The sequence below is a fragment of the Methylobacterium sp. J-077 genome (genome assembly GCF_022829365.1).
Lineage (GTDB): Bacteria > Pseudomonadota > Alphaproteobacteria > Rhizobiales > Beijerinckiaceae > Methylobacterium.
Map to the genome: position 1 here is coordinate 152,575 of NZ_JAKSYJ010000216.1, position 21,866 is coordinate 174,440.

The window sequence follows — 21,866 nt, forward strand, 5'->3', positions numbered from 1 at the left end:
GAACCACGTGGCGTTGTGCGGACATCATGGATGCGGGGATCATTTTGCGGTGTCACCGACGTGACGCATGGCTCTGCCATGTGGCGGATCTTCCTCGCTGGATCGTGCCACCATGCGTTCGCCCTGCTTTTCGGCTTTGTTCGTCTCGACCTGTCTCGGCCTCATGACGGGCGCATCCGCCGAGACCCTTTATCCAGCCACCCTGGCGGGCCATGTCGTCCTGCCGGCCCTGAGCTTCGTTGCGCCGCCCGCCGATGTGCCGGCGGACCTGAAAGTCACCGGCAAGTTCACCACCGGCCGCCGGGTCGATCAGCTTGGCACGGTCGAGATCCTGGATGACGGCCGGCCCACCGGGGTGAAGCTGCCCCTGGCGGGCGTCCCGCTCCAGGGTCATTCCGGAATCAAGCGGATGCCGGACGGCACATTCTGGGTGATCACCGATAACGGCTTCGGCGCGAAGGCGAATTCGCCGGACGCCATGCTGTACCTCAACCATTATCGCATGGACTGGAAAGCCGGGACGGTGGACCGGCTCGACACCGTGTTCTTGCGCGATCCCGACAAGCGCGTGCCGTTCCGGATCGCCAACGAGGCGACCGCGACCCGGTACCTGACCGGGTCCGATTTCGACACCGAGAGTTTTCAGTTCGTCGGCGACAAGATCTGGATCGGCGACGAGTTCGGCCCCTTCCTGATTCGCGCCGACAAGACCGGACGAGTCGAGGCGGTGTTCGAGACCCAGCTCGACGGCCGGCTGCTGCGCTCGCCCGACCATCCCGCGGTGACCACGCCGGGCGCCCCCGGCGGCACGGTGGCGTTCGACATCCGCCGTTCGAAAGGCTTCGAGGGCATGGCTGCCTCGCCTGACGGGAAACACCTCTATGCGCTTCTCGAAGGGCCGGTCTGGGACTCCGACAAGAAGGCGTTCGAGCAGGATGACGAGGGCCGTGCCTATCTGCGCATCCTCGAATTCGACATCGCCGGCGAACGCTGGACCGGGCGCTCCTGGAAATACGTGCTGGAGGCCAACGGCAACGCCATCGGCGATTTCAACCTGATCGACGCGACCCACGGACTCATCATCGAGCGCGACGACAACGAGGGCACCGCCGACCGCGCATGCCCGACCGGAGAGAAGCGCCCCGACTGTTTCGCGACGCCGGCCAAGTTCAAGCGGGTGTTCAAGATCGAGATGAGCGATGCGAATGTCGGCGGCCCGGTGCGCAAGATCGGAGCGATCGACCTGCTGCACATCGCCGACCCGCAGCATCTCGCCCGCAAGCCGCTGACCGACGGCGCCCTCGCGTTTCCGTTCTTCACGATCGAGAACGTCGACCGGGTCGATGCCACGCACATCATCGTCGGCAACGACAACAACCTGCCGTTCTCGGCGAGCCGCGACCCAGCGAAGGCGGACGACAACGAGTTCGTGCTGCTCGAAGTCGGGGCCTTCCTGGCCGCTCAGTAGCCGCCGGTCACGCGGTCCAGGCGGCCAGGAAGGCACGGGCTGCGGCGGCTGGGTCGGCGGCGCGCATCAGCCCGCCCATCACGGCGACGCAAGCGGCCCCCGCGGCCCGGCAGTCCGGAATGCGCTCGACCGTGACGCCGCCGAGCGCCACCACCGGCAGGCCGGCGCGACGGGCCGCGGCGATGCCCGCGGGGCCGAGGGCCGGGCCATAGCCGGGCTTGCTGGCGGTGGGATAGATCGGGCTCAGCGTGACGTAGTCGGCGCCGGCCGTGGCAGCGATCTGTGCCTCGGCGGGTGTGTGGGCCGAGACGCCGATCAGCGCGCCGCGTCCCAGAACCTCGCGCGCCGCCGCGATCGCCTCCGGCCCGCTCCCGCCGCCGAGATGCACGCCGTCGGCGCCGAGCGCCCGGGCCAACGCGACATCGCCGCCGACCGTGAGGAACGCGCCGGCCGCGCGGGTTCGGGCAGCGATCTCGGTGCCGAGCCGCAGCCGCACTTCCGGCTCCAAGTCGCGGTCGCGGAACCAGACCCAGCGAGCGCCGCCGCCGAGAACCGCCTGAACGGTGTCGGCCAGGAGTCGGGACTGCCCGTGCCGGTCCGTCACAGCCAGCAGGCGCGACGGCAGCGGCCTCACGAGCCGACGAGACCGAGCTGCGGGCTCGACGGATCCGCCCGGCCGCGGCGGGGAATGCGGCCGGCTACATAGGCGTCGCGGCCCGCCTCGACGGCGCGGCCCATGGCGCGCGCCATCCGCACCGGGTCGTCGGCCTTGGCGATGGCGGTGTTGATCAGGCAGGCGGCTGCGCCCAGCTCCATGGCGATGACCGCGTCGGAGGCCGTGCCGATGCCGGCATCGACGATCACCGGCACCCTGGCCCGACGGCAGATCAGCTCGATATTGGCGGGGTTGGCGACGCCCATGCCCGAGCCGATCAGCGAGCCCATCGGCATGATCGCGGCGCAGCCGAGATCCTCCAGGCGCTGGCACACCACCGGATCGTCGTTGCAATAGGGTAGGACCACGAAACCTTCATCCACGAGGTGGCGGCAGGCCTCGATCAGCTCGGCCACATCCGGGTAGAGGGTCTCGCGATCACCGATCACCTCGACCTTGATCCAGGTGGTATCCAGCGCCTCGCGGGCGAGTTCGGCGGTCATGATCGCGTCGCGGGCGGTCTCGCAGCCGGCGGTGTTGGGCAGGAAGCGCTTGCCCTTGAGGATCCGCACGGTGTCGGAGCCGTGGCCCTGGAGCGACACCCGGCGGATCGAGGCCGTGACCACCTCCGCCCCGGAGACCGCGACGGCGTCGCGCATGATCGCCTGGGTCGGGTAGCCGGCGGTGCCGATGAAGAGCCGCGATGACAGCTCCACCCCGGCGACGGTGAAGCGATCCGCCTCGGCCTCGGGGCGCAGCGGCGTGACGATCTGGTCCATGGTCAACCTCCCTGCATGGCGCGGACGATCTCGACGCGGTCGCCCTCGGCGACCGGCGTCGCATCCCAGTCGTTACGGCGCAGCACGCGGCCGTTCAGCGCGATGGCGACGCCCTGCGGGCTCTCGATGCCCGTCTCCTCGGCCTCGACCAAGAACAGGGCCGCGATGGTTTCGACCGCGTGCTCGCGCGGCTCGCCGTTCACCAGGAGCTTCATGCCGAGGCCCTCCGGGGTTCGGGTCGGTCGAAGCGCGCCCGGGTGAACGGCTTGGCGATCTCGGGCAGCGCACCGTGCATCACTAGCGCGGCGACCGCGTCGGCGGTGACGGGGGCGAGCAGGTAGCCGTTGCGGTGATGGCCGGTGGCGACGACGAGGTTCGGCGCGATCGTGTCGATGATCGGTGCGTCGTCGTCCGAAGTGGGTCGGTAGCCGCTCCACACGGCCTCGACTTCCATCTCCTCGATGCCCGGCAGCACCCGGCGGGCGCCCTCCAGCAGCGCGTAGAGGCCGCCGGCGGTGACGCCCGGACGGAAGCCGCAATCCTCCACGGTGGCGCCGACGATCAGCTGGCCGTCGCTCTTCGGCGCCATGTGAACCTGCTCGGTCCAGATCATCCGGCTTAGCGTGCCGGTGCGGGCATTGGTGCGCAGGGCCAGCGACTGACCCTTGAGCGGGCGCACGGGCAGGGCGAGCGCCTCGGGCAGCAGGCCCCCCTCCCCGCTCCAGGCTCCCGAGGCCAGCACGACGGTGCCGGCCGCGACGGCGTGATCTCCAGCCCGGAGGCCGGTGACCGTCTCCCCCGACCAGTCGAGCCCAGTGACGGCCGTGTGCTCCACCAGGGTCACGCCGGCGCGCCGGCAAGCCTCGGCCAGCGCTGCCATCACGAGGCGCGGATCGACTTGATGATCCAGCGGGCAAAGGATTCCGGCGGTGACGGAGGGGCGCAGGCCCGGCTCCAGGCGGCGCACCTCGGTGCCCGGCAGCCACGCGGCGTCGAGGCCGGAGCGGCGCTGCAGGTCGTAGCGGAAACGCAGGCGCTCGACCTCGTCCCGGCCGATGGCGACCACCACGGTCCCGTCCGGCCGATAATCGATCGGCAGGCCGGTCTCGGCCTCGAGCGCGGCGCGAAAGCCCGGCCAGAGCCGGAGGGATTCGAGGGCGAGCGGCAGGAGCGGGTCCGAGCCGGGCTCGTGCTCGGCGGCCGGGGCGAGCATGCCGGTGGCGGCCAGGCTCGCTCCCGCGCCGATCGTGTCGCGCTCGACGACGACGACCGAGCGGCCGGCGCGGGCCAGCCGCCACGCGATCGACAGGCCGATCAGCCCGCCGCCGACGATGGCGATATCGGTGCGCGCGGGTAGCGACGCCGACACGGCGAGACCGGCCGGTAGCCGGCGGCGTCGGATCGGGGAAACGGGGCGGTCAAAGGCCAAGATCATCTCCGCGGGATTCCGTCGCGAAGATCGGGCCGTCTGCTTCTGTGCGAAGCGTGAGCCTGCCTTTTGGGCGGCCGCGGTCCAATCCCTACGCCGGTATGAGCCGGATCAGGTTCGAAGGATTTCCGCGCCGCAGGTCCGGAAGGACGTGCCAGCGGTTTCTCAGCCCCTTGCCGGGGATCTCCCTGGAACAGCCACAGATCTGGTCCCGCGGGCGGCGCCGGTCAACCCCAGGTCCGGTCGCTCCGATCTGGAGGGTGAACAAACGGCCGGTCGCAGTCACTGCCTGGACAAGACGGTGAGAGATGCGCGCGTCAGCTCGGCTTTCGCGGCCGCAGGAATTTCGGACGGAACACTGCCATCGGCTCTCGGAACCCGTCGAGGACGTGCTCGCCCAGCGGGATCGGATCGCCCCAGAGGAAATCGACGAACGGCTTCGACATCAGCAGCGGCTCGCCGAGCTGCCGGTTCAGCCGTGAGAGGCGGCTGGCGAGGTTCACGTCACGGCCAATAACCGTGAAATCGAGCCGGGAGCCCGAGCCGACATTGCCGTAGGCGGCTTCGCCGTGGTGGAGCGCGATCCCGGCCGCCACCGGCACCGCGAACTGATGCAGGGCGTTGGCCTCGTCGAGGGCCGCCAGCGCGTGCTGCGCCGCCGTGAGCGCCCCCTTGGCGGCACCGCCGAGATCGTCGCCGGACTCGCGAAAGATCGCCAGCAATCCATCGCCCAGATATTTCAGGACCTCGCCGCCCTCGCGCTCGATCGGCGGCACCAAGCAGTCGAAGAACACGTTGAGCAGGCCGACCGCCTCCTCCGGCGTCATGTCGGCGGAGGTGCGGGTGTAATCGCGCATGTCGGCGAACAGGATCGCCGAGCGGATCCGCGTCACCTGCCCCCGGCGGATGTCGCCCGCCAGGATCGCCCGGTGCGGCTCGTCGCCGACATAGAGGCGCAGCACGTGGTCGAGCTGCTTGTTGAGAACGCGCATCTCCATCACGGCGGCCAAAGCCGGCATGACGAAGCGCAGGATCGCGATGTCCTCGTCGCGGAATCCCTCCGGCGCCCATGTGGCGAAGGTGATCCCGTTCTTGGTGCCGTTAGTGAAGAACAGCGGCGCCACGACATAGTGGGTGTAGCCGCCGGCCTTCAGGTCCGGGATGATCGCGTAGGCGTCGTCCGGCGTCTCGGCAATGTCCAGGATCAGCCATTCGCCGGTCTCGTGGACCGTGTGGAACGGGCTGCTGAGATAAGCCTCCTGCGAGCGGCTCCCGTGCGGGAACAGGCGCACGCTGGTGCCGCCGTCCCGGGTCCAGACCCGGCCGACCCCGGCATATTCCGAATGCAGGGTGTCGATCGCCGTGGAGGCCCGATCGACCGGCACGCCGACCGAAATCAGCCGCTCGGCGAGGCCCGAGAGCATGTCCTCGGCCTTCTCCAGCCGGGCGCCCTCGCCCAGCAGCCAGTCCCGCAGGCCCACCGAGGGCTGAAGCGCGCCGAAGGGCACGTCGTCGGCTTCGGAGCCATCCGCGAAGGCCGTCGGCAATCCGGGCGTTGGCGGGCGGCGTTCGAGCATGGCGCCAAAATGGGGGCCGCGCAGCCCGGTGGCAACGCGGTCGAAGGAGAGGCGCCGCGAATTCCGCGACGGGGGGCTCAGTTGTCCAGGAAGCTCCGGAGCTTCCGGCTGCGCGACGGGTGCTTCAGCTTGCGCAGGGCCTTGGCCTCGATCTGCCGGATGCGCTCGCGGGTCACCGAGAATTGCTGGCCGACCTCTTCGAGGGTGTGGTCCGTGTTCATGCCGATGCCGAAGCGCATGCGCAGCACCCGCTCTTCGCGCGGGGTCAGCGAGGCGAGGACCCGCGTCGTCGTCTCGCGCAGGTTCGACTGGATCGCCGCGTCGATCGGCAGGACGACGTTCTTGTCCTCGATGAAGTCGCCGAGGTGGCTGTCCTCCTCGTCGCCGATCGGCGTCTCGAGGGAGATGGGCTCCTTGGCGATCTTCAGGACCTTTCGCACCTTCTCCAAGGGCATCGCCAATTTCTCGGCCAATTCCTCAGGCGTCGGCTCGCGGCCGATCTCGTGCAGCATCTGGCGCGAGGTCCGGACGATCTTGTTGATCGTCTCGATCATGTGCACCGGGATGCGGATGGTGCGGGCCTGGTCGGCGATCGAGCGGGTGATCGCCTGCCGGATCCACCACGTGGCGTAGGTCGAGAACTTGTAGCCGCGGCGGTACTCGAACTTGTCCACCGCCTTCATCAGGCCGATGTTGCCCTCCTGGATCAGGTCCAGGAACTGCAGGCCGCGGTTCGTGTACTTCTTGGCGATCGAGATCACGAGGCGCAGGTTGGCCTCGATCATCTCCTTCTTGGCCTGCCGGGCCTCGCGCTCTCCCTTCTGGACCATGTTGACGATGCGGCGGTACTCGCCGATCTCCAGGCCGGTCTCGGAGGCGAGGTCGAGGATCTGGGCGCGCAGGTCGGTGACCTGCTTCGAGCCGCGCTCGACCAGGTTCTTCCAGCCCTTGCCTCCCAGCGTGCCGACGCGCTCCATCCAGTTCGGATCGAGCTCGTAGCCCTGGTAGTGGCGCAGGAACTCGTCACGGGCCACGCCGTGGCTCTCGGCGTAGCGCATCAGCCGGCCCTCGTGGCCGATCAGCTGCTTGTTGATCGAGTAGAGCTGGCCGACCAGAGCCTCGATGCGGTTGTTGTTGAGCGACAGCGACTTCACGTCGGCGACGACGCTGTCCTTCAGCTCGATCTGCTTCTGGTTCTGGGCCGGGCTGTTCTTATCGCCGGCGGCCTTGCGCTCGGCGCCCTCGGTCTGGAACTTGCGCAGCTTGCGGTAATTCGCGGCGATCGCGTCGAAGGTCTCGAGCACCCGCGGCTTGATCTCGGCTTCCATCGCGGCGAGCGAGACGTTGTTCTCGAGGTCGTCCTCGTCGTCGCCGCCCTCCGGGGGCGCCGGCGGCTCGGCATCCTCGGCCCCCTCCTCGCTCTCGCCCTCGGCGATCTGCGGGGCGTTCTTGCCGTCGGGGCCGGCATAGGTCGCTTCGAGATCGATGATGTCGCGCAGGAGAACCTTGCCCTCCACGAGCTCGTCCCGCCAGATGATGATCGCCTGGAAGGTCAGCGGGCTCTCGCACAGGCCCGCGATCATCGCCTCGCGGCCAGCCTCGATGCGCTTGGCGATGGCGATCTCGCCCTCGCGGGACAGAAGCTCAACCGAGCCCATCTCGCGCAGGTACATCCGCACCGGATCGTCTGTGCGGTCGGTCGGCTCCTTGGTGGTCGTGGTGACCGCCACCGCACGCGTCGGCGCGACCTCGGCCACCTCGCCGCCCTCGGATTCCTCCTCCTCGGCGTCGGCGCCGTTGGCAGTCTTCTCCGTGGCGGCGGCCTCGTCGGTCTCCTCGGCCTCGACCACGTTGATGCCCATCTCGGACAGCTGCGACAGCACGTCCTCGAGCTGGTCGGGATCGGACTGGCCCTCGGGCAGAACCTCGTTGACCTCTTCGTAGGTCACGTAGCCGCGCTTCTTGGCGAGCTTGACCATCCGCTTGACCGAAGCATCCGTCAGGTCGAGGAGCGGCCCGTCGGTCTGCTGCTCGGGGGCAGCGTCCGTCTCGTCCCGTTCCGTTGCCTTCGTCGCCATGATCAGCCTATTGTTTCGGATGCGGCGCGCTGCGGAGGCCTAGAAGAAGGCCGCTCCACGCCGTCGGCGCCGCGATACTTGCGAGTGGCTCCGGATTGCTCCGGACGCCTTGGGTCGTCGGGTTCCGTATGCAAGCCCGAGGCTTGACCGATTGTTAACTATGGCGCGGTTCTGCCCGGCGCCACCGCCATCGCAAAGCCGTCACGCGGCGGTCGAGTCGTTCGACACCGGCTTGTCGGCTTCAGCCTCGGCGGCAAGGACGGTCTCCAGCCTCGCCTTGACTTCGCAGAGCCATGCCCACCCGGCATCGGTCGGATCGTCTTCAAACGCCTGCCGTGCTTCGCGAAGTTCGCTATGTAGCGCTCCTGCCTGCCGGTGCAAGATCATCGCCTGTCTGAGAGCGTCCGCGCGCTGCTGCGGATCGGCGTGCGGGGACAGCGTAATCCGGTCGCGCGAGCGGGCGAGCGCGAGAATCCGCTCCGCCGCCTCTGCGAGACCGGACCGTGTGATGCGGCTTTGCAACAGGTCGGCATTCGTTTGTCCGTCCTCTGCGGCACAAGCAAGCAGGACCGACAGAAGTGACCGGGCATCGGGATCCTCGAAGTCGAGCTCCGAGACTGCGTCGCCGAACTCGGCCAGCATTTCGGGGTGGACCAACAGCGTGCCGGCGATCACCGCCTCGCGCACCGGCGCAGCGCCGGAGAAGCCCGCGGAGGCGGTCATCGAGGCGCTGGGGCTTCCGGTGATGCGCGGCGAGACCGGCTCGCCCGGCCGGACGAAGCGGCGCCCCTGCCCCTTCGGCCCGGGTCCGGCGGAGCGCGCGCTCCGGGGCGACAGGCTGCGCAGCCGCTCCTCGATGTCGTCGCGGTAGTAGCGCTTGACCGTCTCGTCGCGGATCGTGGCGACGGTGGCGCGCAGCGTCTGGGTCAGTCCGGCCCGCCGCTCGGGCGTATCCGCCGGCCCGGATTCGAGGGCGCGGCGCCACAGTAGCTCCGACAGGGGCAACGCGGCCTGCAAGACCTGATCGATCGCGCCGGGACCGCTCGAGCGCAACAGATCGTCCGGATCCTGCCCGCCGGGCAACAGGGCGATCCGCAGCGACCGGCCCGGTTCGAGGGCCGGCAGCGCGATGTCGAGCGCCCGGAAGGCCGCCCGTTGGCCGGCCTTGTCGCCGTCGAAGCACAGGATGGGCTCGTCGGCGTGGCGCCAGAGCAGCGCCAATTGCTCCTCGGTCAGCGCGGTGCCCAGCGGCGCCACCGTTTCGGGATGGCCGGCCAGCGTCATGGCGATGACGTCGACATAGCCCTCGACCGCGATGATCGAGCCGCGCTCGTGCGACGCCTTGCGGGCGCCGTGGAGGTTGTAGAGCGTCCGGCCCTTGTGGAAGAGCGGCGTCTCGGGCGAGTTGAGGTACTTGGCGCGCACCTCCTTGGAGAGCGCCCGCCCCCCGAAGGCGACGACCCGGCCGCGGGTGTCGGTGATCGGGAACATCACCCGGTCGCGGAAATAATCGTAGGGGACCGAGACATCCTCGCCGCCGGCGAGCAGCCCGAGTTCGACCATCAACGCCTTGTCGACGCCCTGCCCGGCGAGGTGGTCGCGGAGCGCATAGCGCTCGTTCGGCGCGTAGCCAAGCCGGAAGGCCCGCTGCGTCTCCTCCCTGAGGGCCCGGCGCTCGAGATAGGCCCGGGCCTCGCTCCCCTGCCCGGCCCGCAGGCGGTCCTCGAACCACCGGGCGGCCATCTCCATGACCTCGATCGCCCCGGCGCGCTTCTGCTCGCTGGCGCGGTTGTCCTCCGTGGGCGCCGGCAGGCTGACGCCGGCCTCGCTCGCCAGCCGCTCCACCGCCTCGGGGAAGCTCAGGCCCTCGGTCTCCATCAGGAAGGTGAAGATGTCGCCGTGCTTCGACGAGGAGAAGCAGTGATAGAACTGCTTCTGGTCGTTCACGTAGAAGGACGGCGTCTTCTCGGCGTTGAACGGCGACAGGCCGCGCCATTCGCGGCCGGCCTTCTTGAGCTGCACCCGCCGCCCGACCACGGCGGAGGCCGGCAGCCGGGCGCGGATCTCTTCCAGGATATGGGGCGGATAGCGCACGGGGCCTGCGGGTCGATTGCCTGACCGCCGGATATAGCGCGACGGGGCGGGTCGAGTCTCACGCAGTCATCCGCTTGTTGGGCTGGGCGGGGATTGCGGGGAGAAACGCCCTCGATATCTTCGACGGCCCGCGCCTGTCGGATCATCTCCGCGAACTCTGCAAGGCGACATGAGAGACAAGCCTACCCGGCGCGCTTCGGCAACTGACCGCGCGGTCGGCCAGACGGACTGGGAGCGGATCGCAGCCCTCGGCGATGCCGAGGTCGCCGAGGGCGTGGCAGAAGATCCGGATGCGGCGCCCCTCGACATCGATTGGTCTAGCGCGGAGGCCATGATGCCGCCGCGCAAGGTTCCGGTCTCGATCCGGCTCGACACCGACGTGCTCGATTTCTTCAAGCACGAGGGTTCCGGCTATCAGAGCCGTATCAACGCGGTGCTGCGCAGCTACATGGCCGCGCGGATCGCCCGAGGGAGCGGCGACTGAGCCTCAGCCCTTCGCTGCCAGCGCGGCCTTCACCAGCCCGCTCGCCCTGCCGAAATCCATGCGGCCGGCGTAGCTGCCCTTCAGGGCGGCGATGACCCGGCCCATGTCTTTCTGGCCGGCGGCGCCGGTCTCCTGGATCGCGGCCTCGACCGCGGCCTTCATCTCGGCCTCGTCCATCTGCTTGGGCAGGAACGCCTCGATGATCGCGATCTCGGCGCGCTCGTTGGCGGCGAGCTCCGGGCGGCCGCCCTGCTCGTAGACCGAAGCGGATTCCGTGCGCTGCTTGATCATCTTCTGGAGCAGCGACAGGATCTCCTCGTCGGAGGCCGGCTCCTTGCCGAGGCCGCGGGCCTCGATATCCTTGTCCTTGAGGGCGGCCTGGATCATCCGCACGGTGGCGAGCTTGTCCTTGTCGCCGGCCTTCATGGCCTCCTTCATCTCGGTGGTGAGGCGGGCGCGCAGCATCTCGATAAACCTTTCAGCGGGGGAAACGGGGGGCTGGCCTGCACTTTGCGGGTGTTGAGCCGCTCCGGCCACCGGGCCACATTGACCCCATCGCGGGCCGCTCGCTAAGAGCGCCGCACACGATCATGCCGCCAGCCGAGCGTGCCGCAACGCGGTGCCTGCCTTCGGCCGGACATAAGCGAGACCGACCCGATGCTGCAAGACGCCGCCGCGCAGGCCTCCAAACCCGCCGCCCCCGAACCCTGGGCCGAGCCCGTCGCGACGGCCCTGCTGGTTCTGGCGGACGGGACCATCCTGGAGGGCTTCGGCATCGGCCGGACGGGAATCGCTGACGGCGAGGTCTGCTTCAACACGGCGATGACCGGATACCAGGAGATCCTGACCGACCCGTCCTATGCCGGGCAGATCGTCACCTTCACCTTCCCGCATATCGGCAATGTCGGCACCAACGACGAGGATCTGGAAAGCCTCGAAGCGGCTCCGGCTTCCGGCGTGCGCGGCACCGTGATCGCCTCGGCGGTCACGAAGCCGTCGAGCTGGCGGTCTTCGTCGCATCTCGACGGCTGGCTCGAGGCCCGCGGGATCGTCGGCATCACCGGCGTGGACACGCGCGCGCTGACCGCCCGCATCCGTGATCACGGCATGCCGAACGCCGTGATCGCCAACGATCCCGAAGGCCGGTTCGACCGCGAGGCGCTGAAGGCCCGGGCCGCCGCTCTGGCGCCGATGGAAGGCCTCGACCTGGTGCCGCCGGTGACCAGCCGCGCGACCTCGGAATGGTCGGAGACCATCTGGGCGCTGGGTGACGGCTACGGCAAGCGCGGCAACCGCGACGGCCTGAAGGTCGTGGCGATCGATTACGGCGTGAAGCGCAACATCCTGCGGCTGCTGGCCCAGGCCGGCTGCGACGTCACCGTGGTGCCGGCCACCACCAGCGCGGAGGAGATCCTGGCGCTGAAGCCCGACGGGGTGTTCCTGTCCAACGGCCCCGGCGATCCCGCGGCCACCGGCACCTACGCCGTGCCGGTGATCCGCAAGCTCCTGGACGAGAAGGTGCCGACCTTCGGCATCTGCCTCGGGCACCAGCTCATGGGTCTCGCGCTGGGCGGCCGGACCGTAAAGATGGGCCAGGGCCATCACGGCGCGAATCACCCGGTGAAGGACAAGACCACCGGCAAGGTCGAGATCGTGTCGATGAACCACGGCTTCGCGGTGGATCCCGCCAGCCTGCCGGCGAGCGCGGTCGAGACCCATGTCTCGCTGTTCGACGGCTCGAATTGCGGCCTCACCCTGACCGACCGGCCGGCCTTCTCGGTTCAGCACCACCCGGAGGCTTCGCCCGGCCCGCGCGACAGCCACTACCTGTTCGAGCGCTTCGTCACGCTCATGCGCTCCGGCGAGCCGGAGAAGACGGCCGACGCCTGATCGGCGAGGGCCTATAGCATCGTCCCGAAAGGGGGTCTCCGGCTTTCGGAAAAAGACGATGCGAAGCAAAGACCTAGCGCATCGGGCCAGTTCCGACGCCCGGCGCGATGCGCTAGGTACGGTCCCATTCAGGCCGCGCCGGGGTCATAAAATCCGCGAATTCCGGAGGTCTAAGGAACCCATCGACGGACCGCGCATGACGGTTTCGTCCGAAGGGAATTGCGGATGACCATCGACGAGGCACGCGACGACTTCTCCCGCCTGCACCGCACGTTCATGGTCCATCTCGGGATCGCCGCCGGGCTCGCCTGGGCGACCGCCCTCTACGCCGCCCTCTACGCCCCCTGGGTGCGCAACATCCGCGCCCTGATCGATCCGGCGGCCGGCCTGGACCGGGTCGAGAGCACGGTCTCCTACCTGTTCGCCATGCCGGCCGTGCTCGCTCTCGCCTGGGTGTCCCTGTATTTCGGCCGCGAGATGCTGCGCCGGGCGCAGACGCTCTCGAACGTGGCGCTCGAATTCGCCGCCGCCGCCCTGGTTGCCTTCGGGATTTTTTACCTGTCCATCGATCGGGCGCTGGCTGCGCTCTACGCCGGGTTCTGATCGGGGGCGGCGGCCCGCCCCCACCGGGCCCCCTACTGCACCCTCTCGAACAGCGGCTCGAAGCGCTTGGCGGCCAGCTTGCCGTGCTGGACCGCCTTGGCGGCCTCTAGGTTCTCCGGCTTGTCGCCGACCTCGATCAGGCCGACCATCCCCATGATGTAGTGCGGCGCGCACTTGAAGCCGTAGAGGCCGGGCTTGTCGAAGGTCACGGTCTCCTCCTTGCCGACCACGGTCTTGAAGGTCGGCGCGCCCTCGGGTGCCATGCCCTTGATCAGCTCGGCGTTGTGGCCTTTGTCGGCCGGCACGAACCGCACCGTGTCCCCGGGCTGAATCTTCACGAAGGCCGGATCGAAGACCATCATCCCGCTCGGGCCGCTGTTGAGCGTCTTGATGGAGACTTCCGTGGCCTGCGCGCCCATCATCGCGCCGAGCAGAAGCATCGCCGCGCCGAATGTTTCCCTGATCATCGTCAAACTCGAATGATTATGGTTTCAATCGGCGGATCCGCCGATCGGTCGAGCTTTATGGCCCGGCCCAAGACTCGGCAATGCCGTTCATCACCACAAAAATAATTCAGAATTGTTTGAAGCTGGCCTGAGGCCCGCCGGACCTTCCGCGACGCCCCGCGCAACCGCCGGTCGGGCACGGCCTTCCAAAGCGCGGATCGCCCGTGTAAACGCGGCGTTCAACGACAATCCCGCCACGCGCGTCCGGGAGCAGGGCCGATCCGAGCCGTGCCCGACCGGGCGCGCTTGGCCTGAAAAGGCCGCCAATGCCCAAGCGCACCGACATCTCCTCGATCCTCATCGTCGGTGCGGGGCCGATCATCATCGGGCAGGCCTGCGAGTTCGATTATTCCGGGACCCAGGCCTGCAAGGCACTCCGCGAGGAGGGCTACCGGATCGTCCTGGTGAATTCGAACCCCGCGACGATCATGACCGACCCGGACATGGCGGACGCGACCTATGTCGAGCCGATCACCCCGGAGATCGTCGCCAAGATCATCGAGAAGGAGCGTCCGGACGCGATCCTGCCGACCATGGGCGGCCAGACGGCGCTGAACTGCGCCCTGTCGCTGCAGAAGATGGGCGTGCTCGCCAAGTACGGCGTGCAGATGATCGGCGCCACGGCCGAGGCCATCGACAAGGCCGAGGACCGGAGCCTGTTCCGGGACGCCATGACCAAGATCGGGCTCGACACCCCGAAATCGGCGCTCGCCAACGCCTCCGCGGCCAAGAAGGCCGACCGGGAAAAATACCTCGCCGAGATCGCCAAGATCGAGGCCGCCAACCCCGAGCCGCAGGCGCGTGCCGCGGCGGTCGCCGCCTTCGAGCGCAAGTGGCAGTCCGGGGAATCCGAGCGGCGCAAGCGCTACGGCGAGCACGCCCTCGGGCAGGCCCTGATCGCGCTCGCCGAAGTCGGCCTGCCGGCGATCATCCGCCCGTCGTTCACCATGGGCGGCACCGGCGGCGGCATCGCCTACAACCGCGAGGAGTTCCTCGACATCGTCGAGCGCGGCATCGACGCCTCGCCGACCAACGAGGTCCTGATCGAGGAGAGCGTGCTCGGCTGGAAGGAATACGAGATGGAGGTCGTCCGCGATAAGGCGGACAATTGCATCATCGTCTGCTCCATCGAGAACATCGACCCGATGGGCGTGCATACCGGCGACTCGATCACCGTCGCCCCGGCCCTGACGCTCACCGACAAGGAATACCAGGTGATGCGCGACGCATCGCTGGCGGTGCTCCGCGAGATCGGCGTCGAGACCGGCGGCTCCAACGTGCAGTTCGCGATCAACCCCGAGAACGGGCGGATGATCGTGATCGAGATGAACCCGCGCGTCTCGCGCTCCTCGGCGCTCGCCTCGAAGGCCACCGGCTTCCCGATCGCCAAGGTCGCGGCCAAGCTCGCGGTCGGCTACACCCTGGACGAGATCGCCAACGACATCACCGGCGGCGCGACCCCGGCCTCGTTCGAGCCGACGATCGACTACGTCGTCACCAAAATCCCGCGCTTCGCCTTCGAGAAATTCCCCGGCGCCGAGCCGACGCTGACCACCGCGATGAAGTCGGTGGGCGAGGCGATGGCGATCGGCCGCTGCTTTGCGGAATCGCTGCAGAAGGCCCTGCGCTCGCTGGAGACCGGGCTCACCGGCCTCGACGAGATCGAGATCGAGGGCCTGGGCCGCGGCGACGACCACAACGCCATCAAGGCGGCGCTCGGCGTGCCGACGCCGGACCGGCTGCTCAAGATCGCCCAGGCCCTGCGCCTCGGCGTCAGCCACGCGGAGGTCCACGCGTCCTGCAAGGTCGATCCGTGGTTCCTGGAGCAGATCCAGGCGATCGTGGACCTGGAGAACCGGGTGAAGGCGCATGGCCTGCCCCGCACCCCCGGGGCGTTCCGGCAGCTCAAGGCCGCGGGTTTCTCCGATGCGCGCCTGGCCGTGCTGGCGAAGACCGAGGAGGCGGACGTGCGCGCCCTGCGCCGCTCGCTCGACGTGCGCCCCGTGTTCAAGCGCATCGACACCTGCGCGGCCGAGTTCAAGGCGCCGACCGCCTACATGTACTCGACCTACGTGGCCCCGTTCGCCGGCACCGTCGTCGACGAGGCGCGGCCGACGGACGCCAGGAAGATCATCATCCTGGGCGGCGGCCCGAACCGGATCGGCCAGGGCATCGAGTTCGACTATTGCTGTTGCCACGCCTGCTACGCGCTGTCGGAGGCCGGCTACGAGACCATCATGGTCAATTGCAACCCGGAGACGGTCTCGACCGACTACGACACCTCGGACCGGCTCTATTTCGAGCCGCTGACCGCCGAGGACGTGCTGGAGATCATCGAGACCGAGCGGCAGGCCGGCACCCTGCACGGGGTCATCGTCCAATTCGGCGGACAGACGCCGCTGAAGCTCGCCCGCGCCCTGGAAGCGGCCGGCGTGCCGATCCTCGGAACCTCCCCGGACGCGATCGACCTTGCCGAGGATCGCGACCAGTTCAAGCGGCTCCTCGACAAGCTCGGGATGAAGCAGCCGAAGAACGGCATCGCTTATTCGGTGGAGCAGAGCCGGCTGATCGCCTCCGAACTCGGCCTGCCCTTCGTGGTGCGCCCGAGCTACGTGCTGGGCGGCCGCGCCATGGCGATCATCCGCGACGAGAGCCAGTTCGCCGACTACCTGCTCGGCACCCTGCCGAGCCTGATCCCGTCCGACGTCGTCGCCCGCTACCCGAACGACAAGACCGGGCAGATCAACACGGTGCTGGGCAAGAACCCGCTGCTGTTCGACCGCTACCTGTCGGACGCGGTCGAGATCGACGTGGATGCGGTCTGCGACGGGCAGGACGTGTTCATCGCCGGCATCATGGAGCACATCGAGGAGGCCGGCATCCATTCCGGCGATTCCGCCTGCTCGCTGCCGTCGCGTTCGCTCTCGCCGGAGACGATCGCCGAGCTGGAGCGGCAGACCACCGCGATGGCGCTGGCCCTGAAGGTCGGCGGCCTGATGAACGTCCAGTACGCGATCAAGGACGGCGACATCTACGTGCTGGAGGTGAACCCGCGCGCCTCCCGCACGGTACCGTTCGTCGCCAAGGTGATCGGCGAGCCGATCGCCAAGATCGCCGCCCGGATCATGGCCGGCGAGAAGCTCGCGAGCTTCGGCCTGAAGCGCAAGGAGCTGGCCCATATCGCCGTCAAGGAGGCGGTGTTCCCGTTCGCCCGCTTCCCCGGCGTCGACGTCCTGCTCGGGCCGGAAATGCGCTCCACCGGCGAGGTGATCGGGCTCGATGCCAGCTTCGGCGTGGCCTTCGCCAAGAGCCAGCTCGGCTCGGGCACGCAGGTCCCGCGCTCCGGCACCGTGTTCGTCTCGGTGCGCGACGCCGACAAGGCCCGGATCCTGCCCAGCGTGAAGCTGCTGTCGGACCTCGGCTTCTCGATCCTGGCGACCGGCGGCACGCAGAGGTTTCTGGTCGAGAGCGGCGTGCCGGCCGAGCGCGTGAACAAGGTTTTGGAAGGCCGGCCGCACGTGGTCGATTCGATCAAGAACGGCGACATCCAGTTGGTGCTCAACACCACCGAGGGGGCCGGCGCTCTGTCGGACTCGCGCTCGCTCCGGCGCGCGGCCCTCTTGCATAAGGTGCCGTATTACACCACTCTAGCCGGCGCGATGGCGGCGGCCGAAGGGATCAAGGCCTATCTAGAAGGCGATCTCCAGGTTCGCGCCTTGCAAGAATACTTCGCGGCCTGAGCTTCAGGGTCCCGCTGACTTACCTTCGTGGCCCGGGGAGAGTGCTCCACTCTCGGCCGGGCCTCTTCATTGTGGCGCGAGACGATGACGATAGACAAGGTTCCGATCACGGTGCGCGGATTCGCGGCTCTCGAGGAGGAGCTGAAGCACCGGCAGCAGGTGGAACGCCAGCGCATCGTCGCGGCGATCGCCGAGGCCCGCGCGCATGGAGACCTGTCCGAGAACGCCGAGTATCACGCCGCCAAGGAGGCGCAGTCCCATAACGAGGGGCGCGTGATGGAGCTGGAGAGCATGATCGCGCGCGCCGAGATCATCGACGTGACGAAGCTGTCCGGCAACAAGATCAAGTTCGGCGCCACCGTGAAGCTCGTGGACGAGGACACGGAGGAAGAGAAGACCTATCAGATCGTGGGCGAGCCCGAGGCCGACGTGCATGCCGGGCGCGTCTCGATCACGTCGCCGATCGCCCGCGCCCTGATCGGCAAGGGTGTCGGCGACACCGTCGAGGTCACGACGCCGGGCGGCGGCAAGTCCTACGAGGTCGTCGGCGTCCAGTTCGGCGGCTGAGCGCATGATCGCGTATGCCCGGGGCTGGCTCGCCGGCCTCCTGCTCTGCGGCGTCGCGGGGGCTGCAGCGGCCGGCGATTTTCCGCCGACCGCCGTGTTCTCGGATGTCCGGGTCGACGTGCGGCCCCTGCGGGCTTCCGGTTCCGGCCTCCAGGCCGAGGCATTGGCCGCAGACCTGACCGAGTCCCTGCGCAAGACCTTCGCCGGGCGGATCGGCGGTCGCGGTCCGCGCCTCATCGTCGTGGTGAAGGCCCTGTCGCTCCGACCCTATGTCGGCGGCGGCGCCCTGCGCGGCCGCGGCGGCAATTTCGAGACCGATTATCTGGAGGGCGAGGCGCTCCTTGTCGGTCGCGACGGGCAGGTGCTCGGCCGGCACCCCCAGATGACCGCGACGCCGTCGAGCTATGGCGGCGCCTGGTACGCCCCGGATTTCGAGGCGCGGCGTCTGGCTGTGATCGCCGATATCTACGCCCAGTGGCTCGACCGCGACTTGCCGCGGGATTAGCCCAAGCCCGGCCTCCGGTGTAAGGCGTTTCCGATGAGCAGCATCGACGTGTCGGAGGCGGCTCGCGCCCTCCCGGCCCAGACATCCGCGCGGCGCGAGCCCCTGCCTGAACTCTCCCAGGCCCGGGCCTGGATCATCACCGACGGCAAGGCCGGCGACGAGAACCAGTGCGTCGGTATCGCCGAGACCCTGGGGGTCCCGTTCGAGATCCGCCAGGTCCCCGCCGCGGGGCCGTTCGGCTGGATCGCTCCCTGGGGCCCGATCGATCCGCGCGAGAGCCCGCGCCGCCGCAACGGCGCCCTGTCCGGGCCCTATCCGGATCTGCTGATCGCCTCCGGGCGCCGGGCTGTGCCGTATCTCCGGGCGCTGCGGAACGCGACCGGCGGCCGGACCTTCACCGCCTTCCTCAAGGATCCGCGGACCGGCGCGGACAGCGCCGACTTCATCTGGGTGCCGGATTACGACGACCTGCGCGGCCCAAACGTCTTCACCACCCTGACGGCGCCGCATCTCGTCACCGCCGCCCGGCTGGCCGCGGCCCGCGCCCATCCGGACCCGCGGCTGGCCAGCCTCGACGGTCCGCGGGTGGCGGTGCTGGTGGGCGGCGACAGCCGGCACCTGAGCTACCGCAAGACCGACATGCAGCGCCTCGTCGGCGAGCTGCGCGGGCTGATCGATCAGGGCTGTCGCCTGATGGTGACGATCTCCCGACGCACGCCCAACCCGCTGCGTGACACGGTCAAGGCGCTCACCGCCGAGACCGGGGGCTTCCTGTGGGACGGCACCGGCGACAATCCTTACGTCGCCATGCTCGCGCTCGCCGAGGCGATCGTGGTCACCTCGGATTCGGCCAACATGGTCAGCGAGGCCGTGGCGACCGGCGCGCCGGTCCTGCTGTTCGACCTGCCGCGCACCTATATCCGGCATCGGCGGATGTTCGCGGGCCTGGCGATCGCCGGCGCGTTGCGGCCGTTCACCGGTCGCTTAGTCGATCTGCCGTACAAGCCGATCGACGCGACCCCGGTGATAGCCGAGGCTCTTGCCAAGGCTTACGCTGCGCACCGCACCGCGGTTTCGATCTGAAGGAATCGAGAGAGATGGCCCACACGCACGCTAAGCTCGTGATCGTCGGATCCGGCCCGGCCGGCTACACGGCTGCGATCTACGCGGCCCGCGCGATGGTCGAGCCGCTGCTGATCTGCGGCTTCCAGCCCGGCGGCCAGCTGATGATCACCACCGATGTCGAGAACTATCCGGGCTTCGCCGAGGCGATCCAGGGGCCGTGGCTCATGGAGCAGATGCGGCTGCAGGCCGAGCATGTCGGCACCCGGATCCTCTCCGAATACATCACGTCGGTCGACCTGAAGCAGCGGCCGTTCCGGCTGGAGGCCGATTCGGGCGAGACCTATTCCTGCGACGCCCTGATCATCGCCACCGGCGCCCAGGCGAAGTGGCTCGGCCTGCCCTCCGAGGCGGCGTTCCAGGGCGGCGGCGTCTCGGCTTGCGCGACCTGCGACGGCTTCTTCTTCCGCGGCAAGGAGGTCGTGGTGGTCGGTGGCGGCAACACCGCCGTGGAGGAGGCCCTGTACCTCGCCAACATCGCCAGGAAGGTCACGGTGGTGCACCGCCGCGACAGCTTCCGCGCCGAGCGGATCCTGCAGGAGCGGCTGTTCAAGCACCCGAACGTCGAGGTGCTGTGGCACCGGGAGGTCGCCGAGATCTGCGGCGTCCAGAAGCCGGCCCCCGGGGTCACCCATGTCCGGCTCAGGGACCCGCGCTCCGGCGAGATCAACGAGGTGCCGGCCGACGGCGTGTTCGTGGCGATCGGCCACCAGCCGGCTACAGCGATCTTCGAGGGCCAGCTGCCGATGCGCCACGGCGGCTACCTGTCGGTAAAGCCCGGCACCACCGAGACCGAGATCCCCGGCGTCTTCGCAGCCGGCGACGTCACCGACGACGTCTACCGGCAGGCGATCACGGCCGCCGGCATGGGCTGCATGGCGGCCTTGGAAGCGGAGAAATTCCTGGCCAACCTGGAGATCGGCGAGACGCCGCTCAAGGCCGCCGCGGCGGAGTGAGACCACGCAGCGCGCACCGCTCCGCGCTGTTGGACCAAAGTCCTGTCAACAAGTTCGCGATCTCGGCGCTTGCATCCGACCATGCGCCGGGCGCATAGGGGTTCTGACCGGGCAGGGCTGCAAGTGTTGCATGCCCCAGCGTCGCCGGCCGAGCCCGCTTGGCGTCGGCCGCGCGTACAGCACCCGATCGATCGCCCGAAGCAGGTGCGGCTCTGTTCGAGCCGGGCATCGGGTGCGGATTCGCGTTGGTGGGGGTTCTCGCCTTGGATTGGGACAAGATCCGGATCTTCCTGAACGTCGCCGAGGCGGGCAGCTTCACCAAGGCGGGCGACGATATCGGCCTCAGCCAATCGGCGGTGAGCCGCCAGATCAGCGCCCTGGAGCGCGAGCTGAAGGCGCCGCTGTTCCACCGCCATGCCCGTGGCCTGATCCTGACCGAGCAGGGCGACCTGTTGTTCCGCGCTGCCCGGGACATGAAGCTGCGCCTGGAGAACACCCGGGCGCGCTTGGTCGAGACCTCCGAGCGGCCGACCGGCGATCTCAAGGTGACCACCACGGTCGGCCTCGGGACCTCGTGGCTGTCTCAGCGGGTCGGCGAGTTCCTGGACCTCTACCCGGATGTCCGGATCGAGCTGATCCTCACCAACGAGGAGCTCGATCTCGCCATGCGTGAGGCCGACGTGGCGATCCGCATGCGCCGCCCGGCCCAGCCGGACCTGATCCAGCGCCGGCTGTTCACCGTGCATTACCACGCCTACGCGAGCGTCGATTACGTCAAGCGCTTCGGCGAGCCCAAGAGCATCGAGGAGCTCGACGATCACCGCCTGGTCTCGTTCGGCGGCAACGAGCCGTCCTACCTGCTGGCGGCCCATTGGCTGGCCGATGCCGGGCGCGAGGGCCGCGACCGGCGCAGCGTCCATCTGACGGTGAACAATATCGGCGCGCTCCAGCGCGCCATGGAGGCCGGCGCCGGCATCGGCATCCTGCCGGACTACGCGGTGGACGGCGACCAGCAGCTCACCCAGGTCCTGCGCGACACCGAGATGCCGAGCCTGGAGAGCTACCTCGTCTATGCCGAGGAGATGCGCTCGGTCGCCCGGGTGCAGGCGTTCCGGGACTTCCTGGTCTCGAAGGCGCAGCGCTGGACCTACTGACCGGCCTTTGCGCGGTCGATAAAAGGTCTGGTTTCAAAAGGTCCTGGACCTTTTGCGGGTGCAGGGCAGAGCCCTGCAAATCTCAGGAGCTCACCCCCTGAGAACCCCGCCAAAGGGCCTTATACCGATCCTCATTGATCAGAACCCATGAGCCCAGGCGCGCAGTCCGATGGAGATGATGCGCCAGGGTCGGTCGATGAGGGTGTTCCAGGCGTGGCAGCAGTGGTCGAGGATGTCGGCGTAGGATTTGAAGACGCGG

The 21,866-nt window shown here is 68.7% G+C and carries 19 protein-coding genes, 1 pseudogene and 1 riboswitch; of the genes and pseudogenes, 10 read left to right on the forward strand and 10 right to left on the reverse strand.

Annotated elements, in window-relative coordinates; genetic code table 11:
• The first annotated feature begins 112 nt into the window (after positions 1-112).
• On the forward strand, positions 113-1,468 hold the full coding sequence (locus tag MKL11_RS27020; protein ID WP_409565922.1) for an esterase-like activity of phytase family protein: 1,356 nt from the start codon (positions 113-115) through the stop codon (positions 1,466-1,468).
• Between the two features lie 7 nt (positions 1,469-1,475).
• Here MKL11_RS27020 and MKL11_RS27025 read toward each other — a convergent pair whose 3' ends face one another.
• The 7 genes from MKL11_RS27025 to dnaG all read right to left on the reverse strand — a co-directional run bounded on the left by MKL11_RS27025 (position 1,476) and on the right by dnaG (position 10,080).
• Positions 1,476-2,102 carry a thiamine phosphate synthase gene (locus MKL11_RS27025; RefSeq protein ID WP_243949029.1) on the reverse strand — a complete coding sequence of 209 codons (627 nt, stop codon included), beginning with the start codon at positions 2,100-2,102 and terminating at the stop codon, positions 1,476-1,478.
• The gene (locus MKL11_RS27030) at positions 2,099-2,902 is read right to left on the reverse strand and encodes a thiazole synthase (RefSeq protein WP_243949031.1); all 804 of its coding nucleotides are present in this window, start codon (positions 2,900-2,902) and stop codon (positions 2,099-2,101) included. Before MKL11_RS27030 ends, MKL11_RS27025 begins: the two co-directional genes overlap by 4 nt.
• Before the next feature lie 2 nt (positions 2,903-2,904).
• Positions 2,905-3,117, reverse strand: coding sequence for a sulfur carrier protein ThiS (gene thiS / locus MKL11_RS27035; protein ID WP_243949033.1), 213 nt, complete (start codon positions 3,115-3,117; stop codon positions 2,905-2,907).
• On the reverse strand, positions 3,114-4,337 hold the full coding sequence (gene thiO / locus MKL11_RS27040; protein WP_243949035.1) for a glycine oxidase ThiO: 1,224 nt from the start codon (positions 4,335-4,337) through the stop codon (positions 3,114-3,116). Before thiO ends, thiS begins: the two co-directional genes overlap by 4 nt.
• 64 nt (positions 4,338-4,401) lie before the next feature.
• Positions 4,402-4,530, reverse strand: a riboswitch (TPP riboswitch).
• Positions 4,531-4,648: 118 nt separating this feature from the next.
• A complete protein-coding gene (locus tag MKL11_RS27045) occupies positions 4,649-5,908 on the reverse strand; it encodes an adenylate/guanylate cyclase domain-containing protein (RefSeq protein WP_243949037.1) in 1,260 nt (419 codons plus the stop codon).
• A gap of 77 nt (positions 5,909-5,985) precedes the next feature.
• Entirely contained in the window at positions 5,986-7,986 is a 2,001-nt protein-coding gene (gene rpoD, locus MKL11_RS27050) for an RNA polymerase sigma factor RpoD (protein WP_243949039.1), read from the reverse strand.
• A 201-nt stretch (positions 7,987-8,187) separates the two neighbouring features.
• Positions 8,188-10,080 carry a DNA primase gene (dnaG, locus tag MKL11_RS27055; protein ID WP_243949041.1) on the reverse strand — a complete coding sequence of 631 codons (1,893 nt, stop codon included), beginning with the start codon at positions 10,078-10,080 and terminating at the stop codon, positions 8,188-8,190.
• A 169-nt stretch (positions 10,081-10,249) separates the two neighbouring features.
• Between dnaG and MKL11_RS27060 the strand changes: the two genes are divergently transcribed.
• Entirely contained in the window at positions 10,250-10,564 is a 315-nt protein-coding gene (locus MKL11_RS27060) for a BrnA antitoxin family protein (RefSeq protein WP_243949043.1), read from the forward strand.
• 3 nt (positions 10,565-10,567) lie between these two features.
• Here MKL11_RS27060 and MKL11_RS27065 read toward each other — a convergent pair whose 3' ends face one another.
• Positions 10,568-11,029 (reverse strand): GatB/YqeY domain-containing protein, encoded by a 462-nt coding sequence (locus tag MKL11_RS27065; protein WP_243949055.1) that lies wholly within the window; start codon positions 11,027-11,029, stop codon positions 10,568-10,570.
• A gap of 192 nt (positions 11,030-11,221) precedes the next feature.
• Here MKL11_RS27065 and carA point away from each other — a divergent pair, with 192 nt between their 5' ends.
• Together carA and MKL11_RS27075 are read left to right on the forward strand one after the other, a co-directional pair.
• Positions 11,222-12,454 carry a glutamine-hydrolyzing carbamoyl-phosphate synthase small subunit gene (gene carA / locus MKL11_RS27070; RefSeq protein WP_243949057.1) on the forward strand — a complete coding sequence of 411 codons (1,233 nt, stop codon included), beginning with the start codon at positions 11,222-11,224 and terminating at the stop codon, positions 12,452-12,454.
• Between the two features lie 225 nt (positions 12,455-12,679).
• The gene (locus MKL11_RS27075; RefSeq protein WP_243949064.1) at positions 12,680-13,057 is read left to right on the forward strand and encodes a hypothetical protein; all 378 of its coding nucleotides are present in this window, start codon (positions 12,680-12,682) and stop codon (positions 13,055-13,057) included.
• A 32-nt stretch (positions 13,058-13,089) separates the two neighbouring features.
• Here the strand turns inward: MKL11_RS27075 and MKL11_RS27080 are convergent, their stop codons facing one another.
• Positions 13,090-13,524, reverse strand: coding sequence for a pseudoazurin (locus tag MKL11_RS27080; protein WP_243949066.1), 435 nt, complete (start codon positions 13,522-13,524; stop codon positions 13,090-13,092).
• Positions 13,525-13,829: 305 nt separating this feature from the next.
• Between MKL11_RS27080 and carB the strand changes: the two genes are divergently transcribed.
• The 6 genes from carB to MKL11_RS27110 all read left to right on the forward strand — a co-directional run bounded on the left by carB (position 13,830) and on the right by MKL11_RS27110 (position 21,607).
• Entirely contained in the window at positions 13,830-17,303 is a 3,474-nt protein-coding gene (gene carB / locus MKL11_RS27085; RefSeq protein ID WP_243949075.1) for a carbamoyl-phosphate synthase large subunit, read from the forward strand.
• A gap of 90 nt (positions 17,304-17,393) precedes the next feature.
• A complete protein-coding gene (greA, locus tag MKL11_RS27090; protein ID WP_243949109.1) occupies positions 17,394-17,870 on the forward strand; it encodes a transcription elongation factor GreA in 477 nt (158 codons plus the stop codon).
• Positions 17,871-17,874: 4 nt separating this feature from the next.
• A complete protein-coding gene (locus tag MKL11_RS27095; protein ID WP_243949077.1) occupies positions 17,875-18,375 on the forward strand; it encodes a hypothetical protein in 501 nt (166 codons plus the stop codon).
• A gap of 33 nt (positions 18,376-18,408) precedes the next feature.
• Positions 18,409-19,458 (forward strand): mitochondrial fission ELM1 family protein, encoded by a 1,050-nt coding sequence (locus MKL11_RS27100; RefSeq protein WP_243949079.1) that lies wholly within the window; start codon positions 18,409-18,411, stop codon positions 19,456-19,458.
• A 14-nt stretch (positions 19,459-19,472) separates the two neighbouring features.
• Positions 19,473-20,453 (forward strand): thioredoxin-disulfide reductase, encoded by a 981-nt coding sequence (gene trxB / locus MKL11_RS27105; RefSeq protein WP_243949081.1) that lies wholly within the window; start codon positions 19,473-19,475, stop codon positions 20,451-20,453.
• A 263-nt stretch (positions 20,454-20,716) separates the two neighbouring features.
• The gene (locus tag MKL11_RS27110) at positions 20,717-21,607 is read left to right on the forward strand and encodes a LysR family transcriptional regulator (RefSeq protein WP_243949111.1); all 891 of its coding nucleotides are present in this window, start codon (positions 20,717-20,719) and stop codon (positions 21,605-21,607) included.
• 138 nt (positions 21,608-21,745) lie between these two features.
• On the opposite strand, the pseudogene MKL11_RS27115 reads toward MKL11_RS27110, so the two are convergent.
• Positions 21,746-21,866: pseudogene (locus MKL11_RS27115) on the reverse strand (IS630 family transposase); the annotation flags it as partial.